At 36.5% G+C, this 18,026-nt stretch carries 18 protein-coding genes and 2 pseudogenes; 4 read left to right on the top strand and 16 right to left on the bottom strand.

All coding sequences use genetic code 11. The features are described from left to right. Positions 1-6: 6 nt before the first annotated feature. From PR709_RS12875 to PR709_RS12845, 7 genes are all read right to left on the bottom strand, one after another. Positions 7-2,574 (bottom strand): fimbria/pilus outer membrane usher protein, encoded by a 2,568-nt coding sequence (locus PR709_RS12875; RefSeq protein ID WP_004919961.1) that lies wholly within the window; start codon positions 2,572-2,574, stop codon positions 7-9. Beyond that, entirely contained in the window at positions 2,571-3,320 is a 750-nt protein-coding gene (locus PR709_RS12870; RefSeq protein WP_004919958.1) for a fimbrial biogenesis chaperone, read from the bottom strand. The genes PR709_RS12875 and PR709_RS12870 overlap by 4 nt, the downstream gene beginning before the upstream one ends. Beyond that, positions 3,311-4,060 (bottom strand): fimbrial biogenesis chaperone, encoded by a 750-nt coding sequence (locus PR709_RS12865; RefSeq protein WP_272570918.1) that lies wholly within the window; start codon positions 4,058-4,060, stop codon positions 3,311-3,313. The genes PR709_RS12870 and PR709_RS12865 overlap by 10 nt, the downstream gene beginning before the upstream one ends. A gap of 19 nt (positions 4,061-4,079) precedes the next feature. Continuing rightward, on the bottom strand, positions 4,080-4,610 hold the full coding sequence (locus PR709_RS12860; protein WP_014658389.1) for a fimbrial protein: 531 nt from the start codon (positions 4,608-4,610) through the stop codon (positions 4,080-4,082). 21 nt (positions 4,611-4,631) lie between these two features. Continuing rightward, positions 4,632-5,186 (bottom strand): fimbrial protein, encoded by a 555-nt coding sequence (locus tag PR709_RS12855; protein ID WP_014658388.1) that lies wholly within the window; start codon positions 5,184-5,186, stop codon positions 4,632-4,634. Beyond that, positions 5,164-5,892 carry a fimbrial biogenesis chaperone gene (locus tag PR709_RS12850; protein ID WP_004919944.1) on the bottom strand — a complete coding sequence of 243 codons (729 nt, stop codon included), beginning with the start codon at positions 5,890-5,892 and terminating at the stop codon, positions 5,164-5,166. The genes PR709_RS12855 and PR709_RS12850 overlap by 23 nt, the downstream gene beginning before the upstream one ends. Before the next feature lie 80 nt (positions 5,893-5,972). Next, positions 5,973-6,500, bottom strand: coding sequence for a fimbrial protein (locus PR709_RS12845; protein ID WP_004919941.1), 528 nt, complete (start codon positions 6,498-6,500; stop codon positions 5,973-5,975). Positions 6,501-7,410: 910 nt separating this feature from the next. On the opposite strand from PR709_RS12845, the pseudogene tnpA reads away from it, so the two are divergent. Further along, a pseudogene (gene tnpA / locus PR709_RS12840) lies at positions 7,411-7,674 on the top strand (IS200/IS605 family transposase); the annotation flags it as partial. A gap of 9 nt (positions 7,675-7,683) precedes the next feature. On the opposite strand, the pseudogene PR709_RS12835 reads toward tnpA, so the two are convergent. From PR709_RS12835 to PR709_RS12825, 3 genes and pseudogenes are all read right to left on the bottom strand, one after another. After that, a pseudogene (locus tag PR709_RS12835) lies at positions 7,684-7,800 on the bottom strand (ArsR family transcriptional regulator); the annotation flags it as partial. Between the two features lie 164 nt (positions 7,801-7,964). Further along, the gene (locus tag PR709_RS12830; RefSeq protein ID WP_004919932.1) at positions 7,965-9,062 is read right to left on the bottom strand and encodes an alkene reductase; all 1,098 of its coding nucleotides are present in this window, start codon (positions 9,060-9,062) and stop codon (positions 7,965-7,967) included. Between the two features lie 53 nt (positions 9,063-9,115). Then, positions 9,116-9,715: a TetR/AcrR family transcriptional regulator gene (locus PR709_RS12825; protein ID WP_004919929.1), complete on the bottom strand. Its 600-nt coding sequence runs from the start codon at positions 9,713-9,715 to the stop codon at positions 9,116-9,118. A gap of 277 nt (positions 9,716-9,992) precedes the next feature. On the opposite strand from PR709_RS12825, the gene aadA36 reads away from it, so the two are divergent. Beyond that, on the top strand, positions 9,993-10,787 hold the full coding sequence (aadA36, locus tag PR709_RS12820) for an ANT(3'')-I family aminoglycoside nucleotidyltransferase AadA36 (RefSeq protein WP_154611447.1): 795 nt from the start codon (positions 9,993-9,995) through the stop codon (positions 10,785-10,787). Positions 10,788-11,427: 640 nt separating this feature from the next. Continuing rightward, a complete protein-coding gene (mnmH, locus tag PR709_RS12815; RefSeq protein ID WP_004919920.1) occupies positions 11,428-12,522 on the top strand; it encodes a tRNA 2-selenouridine(34) synthase MnmH in 1,095 nt (364 codons plus the stop codon). A gap of 82 nt (positions 12,523-12,604) precedes the next feature. Here mnmH and PR709_RS12810 read toward each other — a convergent pair whose 3' ends face one another. Continuing rightward, positions 12,605-12,868: a DUF3811 domain-containing protein gene (locus tag PR709_RS12810; RefSeq protein ID WP_004919917.1), complete on the bottom strand. Its 264-nt coding sequence runs from the start codon at positions 12,866-12,868 to the stop codon at positions 12,605-12,607. A gap of 357 nt (positions 12,869-13,225) precedes the next feature. On the opposite strand from PR709_RS12810, the gene PR709_RS12805 reads away from it, so the two are divergent. Beyond that, the gene (locus PR709_RS12805) at positions 13,226-14,233 is read left to right on the top strand and encodes a DUF481 domain-containing protein (protein WP_040133142.1); all 1,008 of its coding nucleotides are present in this window, start codon (positions 13,226-13,228) and stop codon (positions 14,231-14,233) included. Between the two features lie 80 nt (positions 14,234-14,313). Here the strand turns inward: PR709_RS12805 and PR709_RS12800 are convergent, their stop codons facing one another. From PR709_RS12800 to hxsD, 5 genes are read right to left on the bottom strand one after another with little or no spacing between them, the layout of a single operon-like run. Beyond that, complete coding sequence (locus PR709_RS12800; protein WP_004919911.1) at positions 14,314-14,616, bottom strand: hypothetical protein; 303 nt, start codon at positions 14,614-14,616, stop codon at positions 14,314-14,316. Between the two features lie 32 nt (positions 14,617-14,648). Further along, the gene (hxsA, locus tag PR709_RS12795) at positions 14,649-15,218 is read right to left on the bottom strand and encodes a His-Xaa-Ser repeat protein HxsA (protein WP_004919908.1); all 570 of its coding nucleotides are present in this window, start codon (positions 15,216-15,218) and stop codon (positions 14,649-14,651) included. Then, positions 15,215-16,318 (bottom strand): His-Xaa-Ser system radical SAM maturase HxsC, encoded by a 1,104-nt coding sequence (gene hxsC / locus PR709_RS12790; protein WP_272570917.1) that lies wholly within the window; start codon positions 16,316-16,318, stop codon positions 15,215-15,217. The genes hxsA and hxsC overlap by 4 nt, the downstream gene beginning before the upstream one ends. After that, the gene (gene hxsB, locus PR709_RS12785) at positions 16,311-17,696 is read right to left on the bottom strand and encodes a His-Xaa-Ser system radical SAM maturase HxsB (RefSeq protein WP_102780547.1); all 1,386 of its coding nucleotides are present in this window, start codon (positions 17,694-17,696) and stop codon (positions 16,311-16,313) included. Before hxsB ends, hxsC begins: the two co-directional genes overlap by 8 nt. Next, the gene (hxsD, locus tag PR709_RS12780; protein WP_004919898.1) at positions 17,693-17,968 is read right to left on the bottom strand and encodes a His-Xaa-Ser system protein HxsD; all 276 of its coding nucleotides are present in this window, start codon (positions 17,966-17,968) and stop codon (positions 17,693-17,695) included. Before hxsD ends, hxsB begins: the two co-directional genes overlap by 4 nt. Positions 17,969-18,026: the final 58 nt, after the last annotated feature.

Below are 18,026 nucleotides of genomic sequence, written 5' to 3'. Positions count from 1 at the left end.
AATTAGTTATTGGCATGTAACAGCTAAATTGCGCAGCGACGAGTAGGTGTTTTCAGTCGACTTACTCATATCAAATGGAACTTGACATTGCTCAGAGTTTGCTCTTCCCCATACTACTGATAATGTCCCTTTTTCAGGTAACCCGCTTATATATACACGACCATTTTCACCAACAATTCCTGATATTAAACTAGAACTATCTTGTTCTGATTGTTGTAGTGATGCTACAGCTCCCATTGGAATAGTTTTTGGACCCGTTAAGGTGAGCATCGCCTGATACCCTTTCAAGGTATTAAACTGAGTTTTAACTAAAGCGCCTTTTGTTGGATACACATTAACGGATGTTTCTTTACTTTCAACATCTGTTGGTAATGTATTAATATCTAGATTAATAATATTTTGGCTGTATTCCATCATATTAGGCACAATAGCGTAACCCCGAGAGTCAATAACGGCCATCCCATTATTGATACTTGTTCCCGCAGCATCTGGCGCATACACTACAGCAGCAGAATTACCAATGAACTGACCTAATGTAACCCCACCAGGGTGAATGACGGCAGCACCATTTCCATTCGCGTAAGTTAGCTGACTTTCACGACTATAACTGTATCCGCCTCCCACATATCCTTTACTTCCTTGATAACCGACGTTAACCGAACTGGATAATTTTTGGTCTCGGTTATCACCACTTTCGCTTAATTGGTAAGTAAACTTATTATCTAGTAGCTGCCCATTAACACCAAGCTGTTGGTAAGTTCTTCCGCTATTGTCGTGGCTTATCTGGAAGCTGCTACTAATATTTTCAATATTTTTATTATTTGAAAACAGACTAAATGGCACGCTAACGTTGAAGCTAATTTGGCGGTTTTCAGGCCAGTTTCCGTCACCTTGTGTACGGCTAATACTGTAATCAATACCATAAGATAAACCTTTATAGAAACCGCTATAACCAATCCCTAAGGTCGTTATCGTATCTTTACGTCCCCAATAATCACTACGCATACCTCTAAAATAAATTGAACCCCATTTACCAAGAGATTGGTTTATATAAGATTGAAAGCTACTACGTTGACGTCCGTTTAACCACGGTGCAACATTATCTTTCAAACGATAACCTGCATGGTTAAAGTCTGAAAAGCTATAATAGTCTTTTGTTGAGTACCTCAACGCGGTCAAGTCAATAGATGTACCAAAATCAGATAAGTTCTTTGAGTAACGAAGTCTGAAAGATTGACCTTGCTTATCTTCATTTCTAATTGTGGCATAGGCATGGGTAGCATCGATTGACATGGCACCAAATGAACCTAATGAGAAACCTGTACCAACAATACCAGTCCAGTAATGATTAGCCCCTAAAAAACCGGTATACAATGTGACCGCTTTGGGTAATCCATATATGAGTGTCCCCATCAAGAAATTACTTTTTTTATTACCATCGGTTATGCCACCATTGTATTGACCTGCCGCAACTTCATATTTAAATGTTCCAGCTCGTTGCATTACGGGCAATGATGAGAATGCTTGAGTGAATACTCGAACAGAGCCATCTTCCTCATGAATTGAAACCTCCAAGTCCCCAGCTGTACCTGTTGGATAAAGGTCATTAATCACAAATGGTCCTGGTGCAACGTATGTTTGGTATATGGTATTACCATTTTGGCTTATAGTTATGCGGGAATTAGATGATGCAACGCCTCTAATTTGTGGCGCAAATCCCCTATCACCTCGTGCTAACATCTGCTCATTGGATAATAAACGAACCCCTTTTACTGGGACACTGTCAAGTACATCATTGAGTGTGCTCGTTTCACCCATTACAATTTCAGAACTTAAGTGCTGAATATCCCTTGAAACGGTTGTGTTATTAAAATCACTTTGGTGATTACGTACCGTCTTACCGTCAAATTTATTTTCATTTTCAAGGTAAAAATATTGGGAACGTAAACGCCACGCACCAAGATTTAATCCGCCTGTAATGTTGGCAAAAATAGAGTTATTTTTTGTTTTACCGCCAATTCCACCCGTAAATTCTTGTCGGCTCCCACTGACTTGATAGTTTAATATCAAGCCAGGTAAACCTTGGTCAAGAAGCTCTATCGGTACAGCACCTCTAGCCTTCTGGTTCATAGAGATTTGCGGGATATTTAAATTTAGTGTTAATTTTGAAACATCGAATTGAACTTGTGCATTTTCTATTACCGATGATAGAGAGGTAATTTTGTGAGTCGCAGGCATTCCTTTCAATATAGAATTACCTTGAATATTTACGCCGAACTCCTCTAACATAGCGGGAGTAAATTCAGGAACAATGTTACCTTCACCATCTTGTGTGAAATATATTTCCTTCTGGCCTATCTCCTCTTTATTTATTTTCATAGTAACTATGTAACGACCAGGAGCTACTGTATCAGAACGTGCAAATACAGATAAATCGATACTATCTTTATCTGTTCCTGCCGGCAGGTTTAAAAGAGCGGGATCAAAATAAGGCTCAGCACTAGTTACCCCCCCAAACAGACAAAACATAAGCGCTATTGAGATAGGTTTTAAGATAAATATTCTGTTGTTCATAATATACTCTCATCCAATACGCCAGTGCTCAGTTTTGTTATTAATCCATATTCATTTAAAGCTTGCCAAGTAACCTCACCAGAAACAGATTGAGGTAATTCAATTTGGTTTTCACTAAATGGAGGAATACTGTCATCAATTAATTTCATTGGCACTTTATATGAACCAATAGTTAATGAGGTCAATGTTATTGAAAGAGCTGACGGGTTTTTGATCGTCAGTTTATTTTTATTTATAGAAAAACGCATTTTTTCCACTTCCTTGTCAATCCGTAATTCTTCAATTGCTTTAGGTCGATAAAGCATTTTTAAATAGAGTGTTGGAGTAACAATAAACTCCGAGGTGTTCTTATCTGATACTTCTGGAATAATTCTTAATGAAACATAAAATACACTTTCTCTATCTTTTGCTAAATTGCCATCAGCAACCCGTTGTATTTTCCAACTATAGCGAACGCCACTATCTAAACGATGTAATGGCGGTGTGATTAAAAAAATATCTGATTCTTTATTAATCAGTGGCTTCAACGTTTTTTCATTTGCAGCAATGATTTGAGACTGGACGAGTATTGCCTCGCTATTCGCATTCTCTAACATGGTTGAAACACCATTTTTTTCCGATTCTTTATAAACTATACGTTCAGGTGAAAATAACAAACCATTCATGATATCGGTATTTGCGAAAGACGATCCCATATAATAAACAAAAGAAACAATTAAAATAATGATTTTTTTAACTATTGACATGTTTTCCTCTCGCCTAATATTAGTGAAGCCGTATTATCTTCACTATCACCACCATAATCATTAACTGCTTTCCATGCTATTTTACTCGACTGATTTACTTCACCAGTATTGTTTATTAAGTATCTGCTTTTTGGTGGAATTATTACTCCAGATATTTTCGGATACTGTTTATTATTTATTTTTAGAGAGCTTAATGTTATATGATATGGAGATGGATTTTCTATACATACATTCTTTTTATGTAAATAAAACTGTAGCCCTTTAATTGCATCTTCACTTGATTGTGTTAATCCATTGGGGCGATAAAATAGTTTTATAACTAAACGTGTACCTATCGATAACTTTGCCACCTGTTCTTCATTATTGTTAGTTGTAACACCTGGTATACCAATAACACTAAAATAAAATAAGGATTCTTTATCTTTAGGCAGTTGAGTTATTTTTTCTTCAGGCAAAATTTTCATTGCCTGCTGACTATTTGGATTCAATCGATATAGTGGTGGTGTAACTAAAAATACGCCTGATTCTTTCTGCCCAATAGGCGTATCAAACACCCCTGATTGAACTAAATATACACTGTCACTATCGTTTTTTAAGGTAATGGATTCTTGCGTTGAATCACCATTCCAAATAATTCTTGTTTGTTCTAATAGTAGCCCTGCATAAGCATTAGAAGATAAGTCTGTTAATAAAATTAAAGTACCAACCAAACAAAATAATGAAAGTATGATTCTACGCATATTATATATCCTAGATTAGCTAGTCAGTGAGTACGGTGAATATCATTGACGCTTTAAAACTACCTTTTGTTATTTGATTCGTATCGTTACATTCACCGCAAGATAATGCTGTTGTCACTGTAAAGGTATCACCGATAGCATTACTAGAGTTAAGCCGGAAAAGAACATCACCATCTGTTTTCGCAATGTTATTAACTAATAACTTAATACCGACACCTTTTGAGGTTCCACTTTCTTTGAATAAAGGTTTTCCATTGAAAATTTCTGTTTGTCCAGATACAAAAATTTTGCTTTTAGATAAATCGCTAACATTTGTACATTTTGCTAGCTTCAAAGTTATATCTCGATTTAACTTTGTGGTTTCACCCGAATCGTTTTTGACAATATCAACTGGTGAAACTTTTTTGTAATCAATCACAGCTTCTGAAACATCAACTTCACAAGTCTTTTTATAAAAAGTCGCTTCAAAATCGACAGCAACAGTATTCACTTGTGCTAATACTGATTGGCAGAATACAATCGATACAAAAGATAAAATTAACCGCAGCACATTGGTATCCTCTTTTTTGAATTATGGCATTACAACGGTTAATAAAATTGATGCTTTTGCAGAACCCGCTGTAACGGTGCTATTGTCTGCTTGACGTACAAATCCGATGGTCATTGGTAAAGAACCTTTTGTACTTCCAGCAGGTAAATAAAAGCTTTCATTATTTTTTAAGGTTTTTCCCTTAGAGTAGAACCCTACCAACTCTGACACTTCGCCATTTTTCAGCATAAAACCAACCCCTTTTGCTCCAGCAGGGTTCTCTGTTAAAAATAGATTAGGGTCATTTGATACATCACCTGTTACCATTACTTCGGGCATCACCGTTGTTTCATAATCTCGACATTGGTATGAAAGTTTTATTGGCGTAATATCTACAGCATCATTTAATCTAAAATCTCCGACAACAGGACGACGAGTCATTTCGATATTTGATGGCGTTACCTCAATGTCACATTCACCAATACTTTGTATATCTGCAAGTATTTCTAGTTTATTTCCTGCAAAAGATTGCATTGTAGAAGCCATTAATAAACATGCGACTAAGGTGGATAATTTATGGTTTCGTATGTTCAACATAGCCCCCTAAATCATTAATAGTTACCCAAGTGATTGGGCCTGTATTCACAGTTGTCGGATAAATTATATTGCTAAAAGGCGCCACCATCGTGTTGTTCTTTTTAGCTGAAATATCTATATGCTTATTACCAACTTTTAAAGATGCTAATGTAATATAATAAGGAGAGTTGTTTGTGACTTGCACACCGCCTTGAACTGCTGAAAACGTCAAACTTTCTTGTGCTTTATCAGAAGTCTGAACTAACCCAGTTGGGCGATAAAATACTTTAATCACATTTTCTATTGCAATTTTTACATCACCTTTCATATTTGAAACATCCAACTCTGAATTTTTTTCACTGCGTGCGATTGCTCTTGCATGTAAGTAATAAATTGATTCACGATCTTTCGGTAAATTCATTGAGCTAGAGGTTTCAGTAATACGAACATCTCGCTGTTGTCCCGGTTTCAAATAGAGCATAGGAGGAAGAATATCAAATACCTTCTCTTGGGTAGAATCACTAGGTGTTTTCGTTAAATATACCTGAACCAGATATTCTTCGTTCTCTGTACTATTGCGAACAGTTACCGGAATAGATTGGCTATTTTGTGGAAAAACAATTCGAGTAGTATTAAGGCCTACCCCAGCAGCTGATAGTCCTGTAATTTCAAGACCAAATATCATCATTCCAATTATTGAGTATCTGATAGTTGACATCAAATTCATAATTTATCTCCAATAGTCATTCTATTAAGTAACAAGTGATAAATGAGATGGCCATTTCTGCCATCTCATTTAAATAATTATTATTCGTAGCTTACAGAGAATGTAATTGGAGCATCAATGCGTTGTGAAGCAGGAGTTCCTACTGTTGAATATAAGCCAACGTTCATTGCGATTGAAGCAGAAGAACCTTGAGCTAATCCAGTCACAGAAGTTAAATCAACACTTGTGTTAGGTTTAACTGGTTTAGAATCAGCAGTTAATTTAACACCAACAGTTGCATTTGCAGTGTTGTTGAAGTAATCACCATTCGCGTCCAATGCAGTTCCTTTAGCAAATAATTGAACTGATGCACCGGTTTGATCTTTGCTACAATTAGTTAATTGTAGAGTGAAGTCTTTTGCACTTGAAGCAATATCACCAGCTGCTGTAATATCCGCAGAAATGTGAGTACCTAAGTCAATATTAGGATTGCTAACACTTAAATCACAGGTTGCAGCTGCGATTTGACCTGAAACATTTACTTGAGCGTTTTGACCTGCAGAAGCAGCACCAGCGAATCCTAAGCCAGCAGCAACACATAGAGCAATCATATTTTTTTGATTAAACATAATAAGACCTTAAATATTTATTAATAATTGGGTGTAAGTTAATATTTATCCTACGATTACAACACCCTTTTTAATCGCAGGACTTAAATAGAAATGAATTGATTTCAACTTAATGAATAGGCTGATCGATTCTTTTCCTGTTTTCTTTTAAAGAAATTTATTTTTAAACTCTAAATTCATGTTTTCCATATACACTCATATTTCCATATTGACATCCACGTTTAATTAATTGAAAAAAACTTAACTTTCTTAATTAACGGGATTGGCGAAGATTCTAATCCAAAAAAAATTTTTTTCTAGAGTGAATATTCATGCAGTGAGTAAGCAAATGTAATTGTCTTTTATTTTTAATAATTCAATTGTTAAATATTCTTCATTAAAAATGAGAGTTAAACGTTCAATTGTCCCTATAGTTGTTCTTAACTATAATTTAACACCCACTTAACTTGCTCATATTGTGCGCACCACCACCAATGAACAATAATCATATGAATAAAAAGACATTTTTAATCTTTTAACTTTAAAATGATTTGACTTAAAAAATTATCATCAACAAAAAAACAACACATAATGCATAATAAAAATTGAAACTCATAAACCCCGCTATTAAGGTTTAGTATTGAATTAAAAACAGATTTTTCTTAAAATTTTTTATTGTTTTATTGAAATATATGTTTACATTTATTTACTAACACATAAATATAATAACCTATTTTCTGAGTATTTTTTTAATTTAACTAGAATTTTTTTACTGCCAAATATCAGAATATATCCCTTAAGTATAAAATGATGTGTAAATACTCAATCCGTATCCTTAAATTTAAAAAAATCATATAGTGAAGTAATGTTACTATTATGTAGTGTATCGAAAGCATTTCTAGTTAGATAAGGTATTAGTAATCAGTTGCTAATACTCATGCTGTTGGACATTTCGCCTCAAATGAGTGTTTCGAGCTTTATGGGATATTTAAAAGGGAAAAGTAGCCTAATGCTTTATGAACAGTTCGGCGATTTAAAGTTTAAATATCGTAAAAGAGAATTTTGGTGCGGAGGATACTCTGTTGATACGGTGGGTAAGAATACGAAACGAATACAAGAATACATAAAACATCAATTAGAACAGGATAAATTGGGTAAACAATTGTCGACCCCTTATCTATGTACCGTGTTTTGAATCAAGTCATAAACCGGAGCTACGTGGCATTGCAAGATGGCGAGATGTTTTTGGCTGAGAAAAATCTAATACCGTATAAATATCACATACGCATAACTCTCCCGATACGTTTAGCCGCAGTACAATATCTCATCTCGCTTGGTCACTTAATAATTTGAATAATTGTAATGGTTCCACATCCACTTCTTTATCATGTTATCAATTTATACCAACCTAACATATACGTTAATTCATATATATGTGAGTGTTAAATATTAGCGCCGAGTTATCGCCGCTATCAACATTAATACTCAGAGAGATGGATAATCTGTATACCCTTCTGCGCCACCACCATAAAAGCTTTCAGGGCGCTGAGGATTGAGTGCAGCTTTATTTTTAAGGCGAGCGACGAGATCAGGGTTAGCAATAAAATCACGACCAAATGCAACAGCATCAATCAACCCTTTCTCGATTAAATTTTCTGCCTTTTCTGTAGTGTAAGCGCCAGCACCAATGATCACACCGTGGAAGCGTTCACGCACTTTTTGACGGAAATCATCAGTATATGGTTGACCGCCCGCCCAATCAGGTTCAGACAGATGCAAATAGGCAATATGACGTTTGTCTAGCTCTTCAATGAGATACAGGGCATCGTCAACTTCATTCGGCCCATTATCGGTATTTTGAAATGTACCTATAGGTGAGATACGGATCCCAATATGTTCAGCCCCCCATTCCGCACAAACTGCATCAACAACATCTAAAAGAAAACGAGCACGATTTTCCCTTGTTCCACCATATTGGTCAGTACGGTGATTCGCGGATGGAGAGAGAAATTGATGCAGTAAATAACCGTGAGCAGCATGCAATTCAGCCATATCAAAACCTGCTTCCCGTGCATTAGCAACCGCTTGACGGAAGTCATTAACGATCGCTGGAATTTCTTCTGTTTCTAATGCACGAGGCATGGATGTATCGACACGGATAGCACGGCCATTTTCATCGCGTAATGATGTCCGTGTTCCTGCACTTATTGCTGAAGGTGCGACGGGAGCTAACCCATTAGGCTGAAGGCTAACATGAGAAATTCGCCCGGTATGCCACAATTGAACAGCAATACGCCCTCCTGCTTCATGAACCGTTGAAGTGATTTTTTTCCATGCAGCGATTTGCTCGGTGCTATGTAGCCCTGGAGCTCCGGCATAGCCTTTTGATTGTGCAGAAATTTGAGTCGCCTCTGAAATGATCAACCCTGCGGTGGCACGTTGGCGATAATATTCCCCCATTAATGGAGTCGGAATATCGCCGGGTTCAATGCTACGTAAACGGGTTAGTGGTGCCATAAAAATACGATTTGGTGCGGTTAGTGTACCCACTTTAAGAGGTGTAAATAGTTTTTTCTGTGACATAAAAGCTCCAGATTAGACCGGTCGACTAGTAATTGAGTAAATAAAAACGCCTATTAACTTTCAGGCGCTGCAATCATTTTTTCCACATAGGCCAGTGCGCTTTCCATCGGCTTATTACTACGCGATATTTTTGCCTGTAAATTTGCACCTAACCATAAAGAATAAAGAACCCGTGCGATAGATAGCGACTCCCCTGAAAAATTCAGTGATTTTTCATCACGCCCATTTTCCAGTGTTTGTGCCAGTAGCGCGATGACTTGGCTCACACCTTGATCCATCGCAATGTTCATATCTTCTGATAGATCACATACCTCTGCTGATAACTTCACCGTCAAACAGCCTGTTGTATGGTCAAACTGGCAAGTGTTGTTTAACATTTTTCCATAATAGGCAAGTAAACGATCACGATGATTACCTGCTCCATGCTCGAAGTGCTTCACCAACTTTTGTAGATAGCCGGCGTAATAGTGCTCTAACATCGCAACACCAAAAGCTTCTTTAGAGCGGAAATAATGATAAAACGACCCTTTTGGTACTTCTGCCGTTTTTAGCAACTCACTTAGCCCCATTCCAGTAAAACCACGCTGAAGACAAAGGCGCTCACCAGTGACAAGAAGATGTTCCCGGGTATCATGTTCAGTCTTTCTGTTCATATCGACAATGTAATAGACCGATCGGTCTGATGCAAGATTTATTTTGTTTATTATACATGACAAAATTATTAACTCTGAAAATATCACAGGTTTTCAAAGGTAAAATTTTTTATTTGTACTACTCGTGGTAGCATGGGCGTGTATTAAACGCGCCAGTATTTTGAAAATGTAATACTGTAATTACCCAAATCCTCATTCTGCCATATTCTGATTTGTTGATGACTTATTAGTGTATGATCCTGTTGATAAAATTAATAACAAAGACACTAAAACTAATATGAATTTTGAACATATTGATACTAGCATACTGCAACAAGTTAAATCCGCCTGTCAGCTCATTGACAAACACCTTGGCGAGATACTAAATAGTATTTACCTTTATGGCTCCACATTACATGGTGGCCTAAAACCTCTTAGTGATATTGACTTACTCGTTACTGTCGATGCCCCTCTTTCAGAGCAGCAACGTCAACAATTGATGAGCGAACTTTTAACGGTTTCGGCTTGGCCAGGTTCCGATCCAAAACAACGCGCGTTAGAGGTAACAGTCTTACTTAATGAATCAGTTAAGAAATGGCATTACCCTCCTCGCCGTGAATTACAATTTGGCGAGTGGCTTAGAGATGATATTGTTTCAGGGATATTTGAACCGCCTCAAATCGACCCTGATATCGCTATTTTACTGACTAAAGTTCACCAGCACAGCATTGCAATACTAGGTAACGATGCTACTCACTCTTTTCTACCTATTCCGTTCAGTGATTTATCAAAAGCGCTAAAAGCGACACTAGAACAATGGAACGATCAGGACGACTGGGAACATGATGAATGTAATATTATTCTCGCCTTAGCACGCATTTTGTATACCTTGTCGACACAAAAAATTGCCTCCAAATCAGAGGCTGCGGATTGGTTATTACATAGGATTAATACCCCCTCACACTATCAATTGTTGTCAGCGGCACAACGAACCTATTTAACCGGTGAGACCTTTGATGTTTCAAACTCAAAAACAATCGAAGATTTTATTCTTACAATAAAATCTCAATGTGAAGAGCGGCTTGCAAAGTAAAAACTCAAAAAAATCATTTCTATGGCGTTTATATGATACAAAAACACAAGGGCTAGCAAAAATGCGCCCTCATAGTTGCTGACGGTTATGATTATCCAACCGACTCGTCAGATATTGATGATTGGATTACTTGTGGTGGAAATTATGATGAATGGGATATCGCACCATTCATCCACTGTATTAATGACAAAATTGCTTAAGGTAAATTTAATTACATCCTCTTAGGTTACCCTTTTGCAAAAGTACATCCTGCATTAGCTAATAAAATTTCATATGCCTTCTTTTAGAAACCCCATTAGATATCACTTTATCTCGACGCATTTTACGGAACCGCCAAAACGCAATTCGCCATGAAATTTTTGCAAATATCAGCGAATAGTTTCGCGGCCTTCTTATGTTGCGATGCAGAAAAGAGAAAAAACGACAGTGATTACATTATTGACGGTATGTTACCCTTAGAAGAAATAGTGAAATTGATCTTAGAAAAGATCTCTTAAAATACAAAATAGCATAACAAATGTGACAGCGTCACTAATGTGGCTGGCTGATTGTCTAAGAGCCAGCCTTATGATTGCGTGCCTTCATTCCAACATGGGAGTATAGTAGTCGCTTCGATTGGATTGATATCACCGTTTTTATTATGGAATTAACTCCTTTAGTGAAAAATATTCGACAGATCCTAGCCACAGATACACCAATAATTGATGTTCGCGCGCCTATTGAATTTAAACAAGGCTCAATGCCAGCAGCTCATAATTTGCCTTTAATGAATGATGCAGAGCGTGCAGCCGTTGGGACCTGTTACAAACAGCAAGGTTCGAAAAAAGCGGTCGAATTAGGCCACCAATTGGTTAATGGTGCCATTCGCTCAGAACGACTAGCCGCATGGCATAAAGCTTGCCAACAATTTCCCCAAGGCTATATCTGCTGTGCTCGAGGTGGCATGCGTTCACACATTGTTCAGCAATGGCTACGTGAAATCGGTATTGAATACCCATTAATTGTTGGTGGTTATAAAGCCTTACGACAGACAGTTATTGAGTTAACAAAAGAGTTAGTACAACGACCGATTGTCCTTATTGGTGGGTGTACTGGTAGCGGAAAAACGACAATGGTACGTAAACTGCCGGATGGTATTGATCTTGAGGGTATCGCTCATCATAGAGGCTCTTCTTTTGGTCGCACACTACAACAGCAATATTCGCAAGCTACATTTGAAAATCATCTTGCTGTTGAACTGCTGAAAAAATCACAACAATATTCCCGCTGGGTCATCGAAGATGAAGGCCGTGCAATTGGTGCAAATAGCCTCCCTCAACCTTTACGTACCCAAATGGCACAAGCATCATTAGTGGTCGTTGAAGATCCATTTGAATTACGCTTAGAGCGGCTTAAAGCTGAGTATTTTGATCGTATGACTCACGACTTTTTAAGTACTTATGGTGAAGAGCAAGGCTGGGAGGCTTACAGTGAATACTTGCATCATGGCATATCGGCAATTCGTCGTCGTTTAGGTACACAACGCGCGGCAGAACTCAGCACCTTGCTAGATAGCGCATTAATCGAACAACAAAAAAGCGGCTCAACAGAGGCCCATTTTGCTTGGTTATGCCCCCTACTTCATGAATATTACGACCCAATGTACCACTATCAACTCGAGAAAAAACAAGATCGAATTATATATCGTGGTTGCTATGAGGATGTTTTACAGTGGCTTACCGCTAATGCGTTTTAAAAGAAATGAGCCTACTTACAGAGCCAATCTCATCCCTCTGTAAGTAGTAATAAGTTCTATTGGTCAATTCAAGGTAGTACAGTTAACGGAAACCTCGCCGATGGTTATGTGTTGACCAACTGTATGTTTCATCACTAGCAGCTAACTTGTCTTTCCTTTTTTGTGCCCTCGCTTTTTTCGCTGCTAATTCAACTTCCCTTGATATTTCAGCAACAATTTCATTTTTTACCCTACTGTGCTCCGCATTGGTTAATTCACGCCCCAATTTCTTTCTCTCTTGACCGAGCCGCGTATTTACTCTAACCCGTTGAGCATCGGTCATTTCTTGCAGCATTAACATTTTCATTGGTTCACCTCTGTCATCGCGTAGGAGTTAATAATATAGCACTCAAACTGCTAAAAAGGTGGTCATATAGATCAATTTTACGATATCAATCATTCTTTTTCTGATGGACTTATTGACCCTAGCTTGATAAATACCCGTGATTTTTTAAAAGCAAAGCAATGGGATTTTTATTAATGCCAAACCAAAAAATACTTAAGTGATATTTATTTTTCACCCTCTTTGAGAGTTAAATAAATTTATACTTTAGTAAATGAAAATAAATATACCGCCTAGTTGAGTAAAGGCTATTGATATCGAATTTTATCGGCGTTACGGTTAAGTGATTGATATCACTAGCACAGCATGAGGTTTAATTTAATGCGATATTTAGCAATTTTAATTATAGGTTCAATTACAACCTCTGCTTATGCTGATAATATCTATTTGAAAAATGGAGATTCGCTGTCAGGAATGATAAGTATTATTGATGATAATAAGGTGCTTATTAAAACCAGTTATGCTGGAGAATTAAGGGTCAAACTAAATGATATAAAGACATTTGATATTGATGAACCGGTCGTTATCAAACTGCGTTCTCCAGATAAATGGCAACAAATCGATGCTATTGAAGCGTCAAAAGAAGGCGAAATAATCCTAATTAGTGGTGATAAGCATCAAAAAATGAGAATTAACGATGATTTGGTTTTAAGTAAAAAACTAGAGGGTACTCCCCTAAAACAAACAAAAATCACGGGTGGAATAAATGCAGGCGCTACCTATAATAAAGGGGCCTCAAGCAGCGAGAAATATTCATTCGATGCCAATATGCAAATATCGGCGAAAGATTGGCGCCATGGATTAAATGGTGCAATGCTCCGGAATAAAGATGACCATAACGTCAGTAGTTATTACTACAATTTAGGTTATGAATTAGACTATTTTATTAATCCATCTTTCTTCTGGCGTGGCTCACTTAATTATCAACATGATTGGATCGAAGACATAAAATCCAAAGGTGGTGTTGGCACAGGCCCTGGTTGGCAAGTATGGAATACCGAGCTAAGTTCGCTTTCATTTACTGGCCTTCTCAGTTATCAACACATGACATATCGCAATGGGGTCAATGATAATTATATGCAAGGGTCATTGGCTTGGGATTTTAACCAATACCTATTTGCTAAAACAATAAGCATCTACACCAAAGGTCGTATTGGTCGAGGATTTAATAATGATGTGAGCCTCGATTTAAATGCTCGACTTGGCATGATGTATCACTTAACCGATGGACTAAATTTGAATGCCAGTATTATTAGAGAAAAAATCAATGCAGATAAAGGTGATTCTAACAATACCAACTATACCATCGGTGTTGGATATAAATGGTAACTGCTATCATTGTTTATCGTATACATACGATGTTTACACTGAGTGATATTTAGTTAATATCTGTTATGTTGGATCTTAGGTTAATCAACTGATAATTCATAGCTATTGCCATCAGCATCTTCAGCGATAAGTTCGCCATAACCATCCCATTCAACATCAACATCCACTTCTTCACCATCTGAATTAGTTATTATACCTGTTCCGTATTTCCCTTGAATATCAATATTCCCGCTGACACTTTCACCATAATCATCTGTTCCAGAAACATCATAATTATACCCATATGGTGAACCTGTACCATAACGATAATTGTAGAGGTAATCATCAGCATATACGATGCCAGAAAAAAAGAATGTTAATATAAAAAGAAAATAGCCCTTCATTAAATATCCTTACATGGCAACATTAGCCTTGATTAGTTTGATGCATATATTCCCAAGGAATTCAGTAGTTCTGCATCTATAAACACATTAAGCGGTAACCCGTATGTTTGTCGATAACGCGTTATCGCGTTTCTAGTTGCAGGCCCCATCACACCATCTATTACCCCATCAAAATAATTTCTCTCAAAAAGTGCATATTGAACCCGCATCACCAATCTTTTACGTTGTTCTGCTGTTAGTGTTGATTGCCTAATATTTGCTGCATAGTCATTTTTGTTAGCTGAATTTTGTGCATTTCCAGATAAATTACGCTGCTGATTATTTGTCGCTGGAGCCGAATAAGATGGTGTTACAGGAGCCGAACGATAATAACCACCACCCGAGGAAGAACGATGAGAACTGTGGCTACGATGGCTTCGATGTGAACTATGACTTCGATGACCTGCAATATATATTGGCGTTTCAGTATTTAAAGGAGCAAAAATAAGATCATCGGGTTGATAAGATTGTTCATTTTTAAACGTAATCGCAGAGTCTGCAAATACTTGATTATTTAGCACAAGAAACCCAGGTAATAATGCTGCTAAATTCCATTTTTTCATACTATAACTCTCGGTGGTTGGTGGTATTGACCATAAGATGAACTAAAATACCCTCCACATTCGCCCATCATTTTGCAGTGAAGGCAATCATCAGGATAGTAATTCTTCCAATCAGATATTGATTGAACACTATACTGCCATAGATCCTGTGAGATATGACAGAGAGGATAATTAAATAATACAATAGGTAATTGAGATCTTTCTGCGATATCAATCGCTTTTTGTAGTGATTCAAGATAGGTCTCAGGATTTACGTAAAGCGATTTCCAATTTTTACGAGCCCACCCTGTCGCTTCCAAATTCATCACTGAAATTTGATTGATGTTTGAAAAAACACGTCCTGCCATTTCAACAACAGTATATAGATCTGAATAATTATAGTTTGTAGGAATAAATCTTAATTCTATGTTTAATCCACTGTTACCAGCATTGATAATGCCTGATATTGTTTCTTCAAATGCACCATCACTTGATACTAGTTTATTGTGTATACTTGCTGAGGCTGAATATAGCGGGATCCCAAAAGTAATAGGAAGCTCTTTTGCAATATTTGCTACTTGTTTTGTAAACATTAAATCTTTAAATGCTCTGCCATTCGTCAGAATATGTAATGCTGTTTTTGGCGTATTATTTTTAACATGCTCCAAAAACTCAATAAATTCAATCCCATAAAGCAAAGGCTCACCGCCACTAATTCCAATAACTCCTTCTAATTTAAATGCAGCTAACGCTTGTGTAGCAACATCTAATAACCAACTATCGGATATATTCTTAGGTGGCTGAGAGCAGAATAAACATAAGTTATTACATCTTTCTGTCAGCAATAGCGTATTATGATTGGCTTTTCTAGAAAGAATAATTCTCATTTTGTTCATTGTTACAGAAGCAATATCACCACTTTCGATTGAATGATATAATGTTTCATCCGCTATAACATGTTTCACTCCAGCAGTATGGTATTCTACATTCTTTTCCTTAACGACTAGGATATTATCAAAATAAAACTCAGGGCTAGATAGCTGGTCCTTATATAGCTGATAATATCCAGCAGGAATTGGCTCAAGTAATATAAATTGATCATTTCTTACAACGTTAGGCATAAGACCATTCCTTTAGAATCTTTGCATCTTCATTGTTTTTTATTATTTTAGATAATAAGAGATTAAACATACCTTTATGATATAAACAGAAACGCGATAAGCTTTTATTACCGATAGGCTCACCGAATAGGCTAATATTTTGGCATGGGTCAACGCCACAAAAAGGTTGATACGCACAATTATCACATCCGACATGGAGCATATTCAGTGAGTCAGACAGCAATTGATGGTAGATAGGATTTTGTGAAAATATAAGCTGCTCTATATCTCCAATGGAAAAATCAATATCAGGATGGACTTTTTGTAACATTCTAGTCTCATCACTACCATATAGCTTTCCATCATAATTAAATAGTAAGCTATTGAAAATCAATCCACTAGGTGATTTCAAATCTGCGTATCCAGCAAAATTTGGATTATTTATTCTTTTAATGTGGATTGCAGCAGAATGTTCGACAAATGGAATTCCTTGCTTATTTTTTTCAAGAACAAGCTCTAATAGTTTGGAATAAAAAGCAAGATACTCATCAATAGTGTAATCATCTTTGTTTTTAGCGAATCCATAAGGACTAATAGGCCGAATAAAAATATCGAATATTTCTAACGATTGATGTGCATCCAGTAGCAAATGTGGGGAGTCAAGTAAAGCTTTTGTCACTGTGGTCACTGTTGCAACATGTGATTTACCAAGCGCTTTCTGTAATTTTTTAATATTATTTTCAACGAGTTGAAATGAATTGCCATTGGGTAAAATTCTATTCTTATTATGGATAGATTCCGTTCCATCAAGAGAAACCGAATAATAGATAGGTTTATTGATAGACCAATCAATCATATCATCGTTAAGCAAAGATAGACTTGATGTAATAACAAATTCAATATTTTCTTCCCCAAGTACTATCACGGCTTCTTGATATATTTTTTTTATTAAATCAAAACGTAGTAGAGGCTCCCCTCCCTGAATTTCTATTTTGTATGGTTTAGATGAAAGCTTTTTTATTAATGATATTATTTTAGGGATTTTTTCTTCTTTAAGATCAAAATTTTTGGCTGATAATGAGGCGCGGCTAACTTGGCAATATTTACACGTATGATCGCATCTGAGAGTCGGTACTATCATAAAAATAGGAGAAAATTTGATCTCATTTGTTATTTTTTTTCCAAGTGCTGAAGAAAGCATCTTCTCTGCTAACAAAACATTATTGCTAATAAATAGCTTTTCTATTAGTTCTTTGTTTAGTTGTTCATTCGATGTTGCATGTTCGTTAACTAGCTCAAAAAAATTTTCAGACTTTAGCGTGGTCGAATACCCCGCAAGATTACTTATGAAAAAATCTTCTTCACTTATTTTTTCAAAATTAAAAGGTAAAAGATTCATTGAGATAAACGCTCATCAATACTGGCCAATACTTTACTCATAATCGAGCTTCTGATATCTCTTGTCTTTATATCAATCTGTTCTCTTAAAGTATAATCATTCAATAGGCGATTAAATTGAAATAAAGTATCATCATTACAGTCTTTAAAGGACACCTCATACGTAGTGTCTTTTTCTGTCAATGTCCATTCTGTTATTGATGTCATCCAGTATAACGACTGTCTTATGACAGAGATCGAATACTGTTCTTTTTGTAGGGTTAGTCTATTCATTGTACATAACTAGTTATAAAATTAAAAAATATACCTTAAGTTTAAGGGGATTTAATTT

It is taken from the genome of Providencia sp. PROV267 (assembly GCF_028477825.1).
GTDB classification, from domain to species: domain Bacteria; phylum Pseudomonadota; class Gammaproteobacteria; order Enterobacterales; family Enterobacteriaceae; genus Providencia; species Providencia stuartii.
Note: the sequence above shows the minus strand (reverse complement) of the source record. Positions and strands in the feature narration are given on the sequence as shown.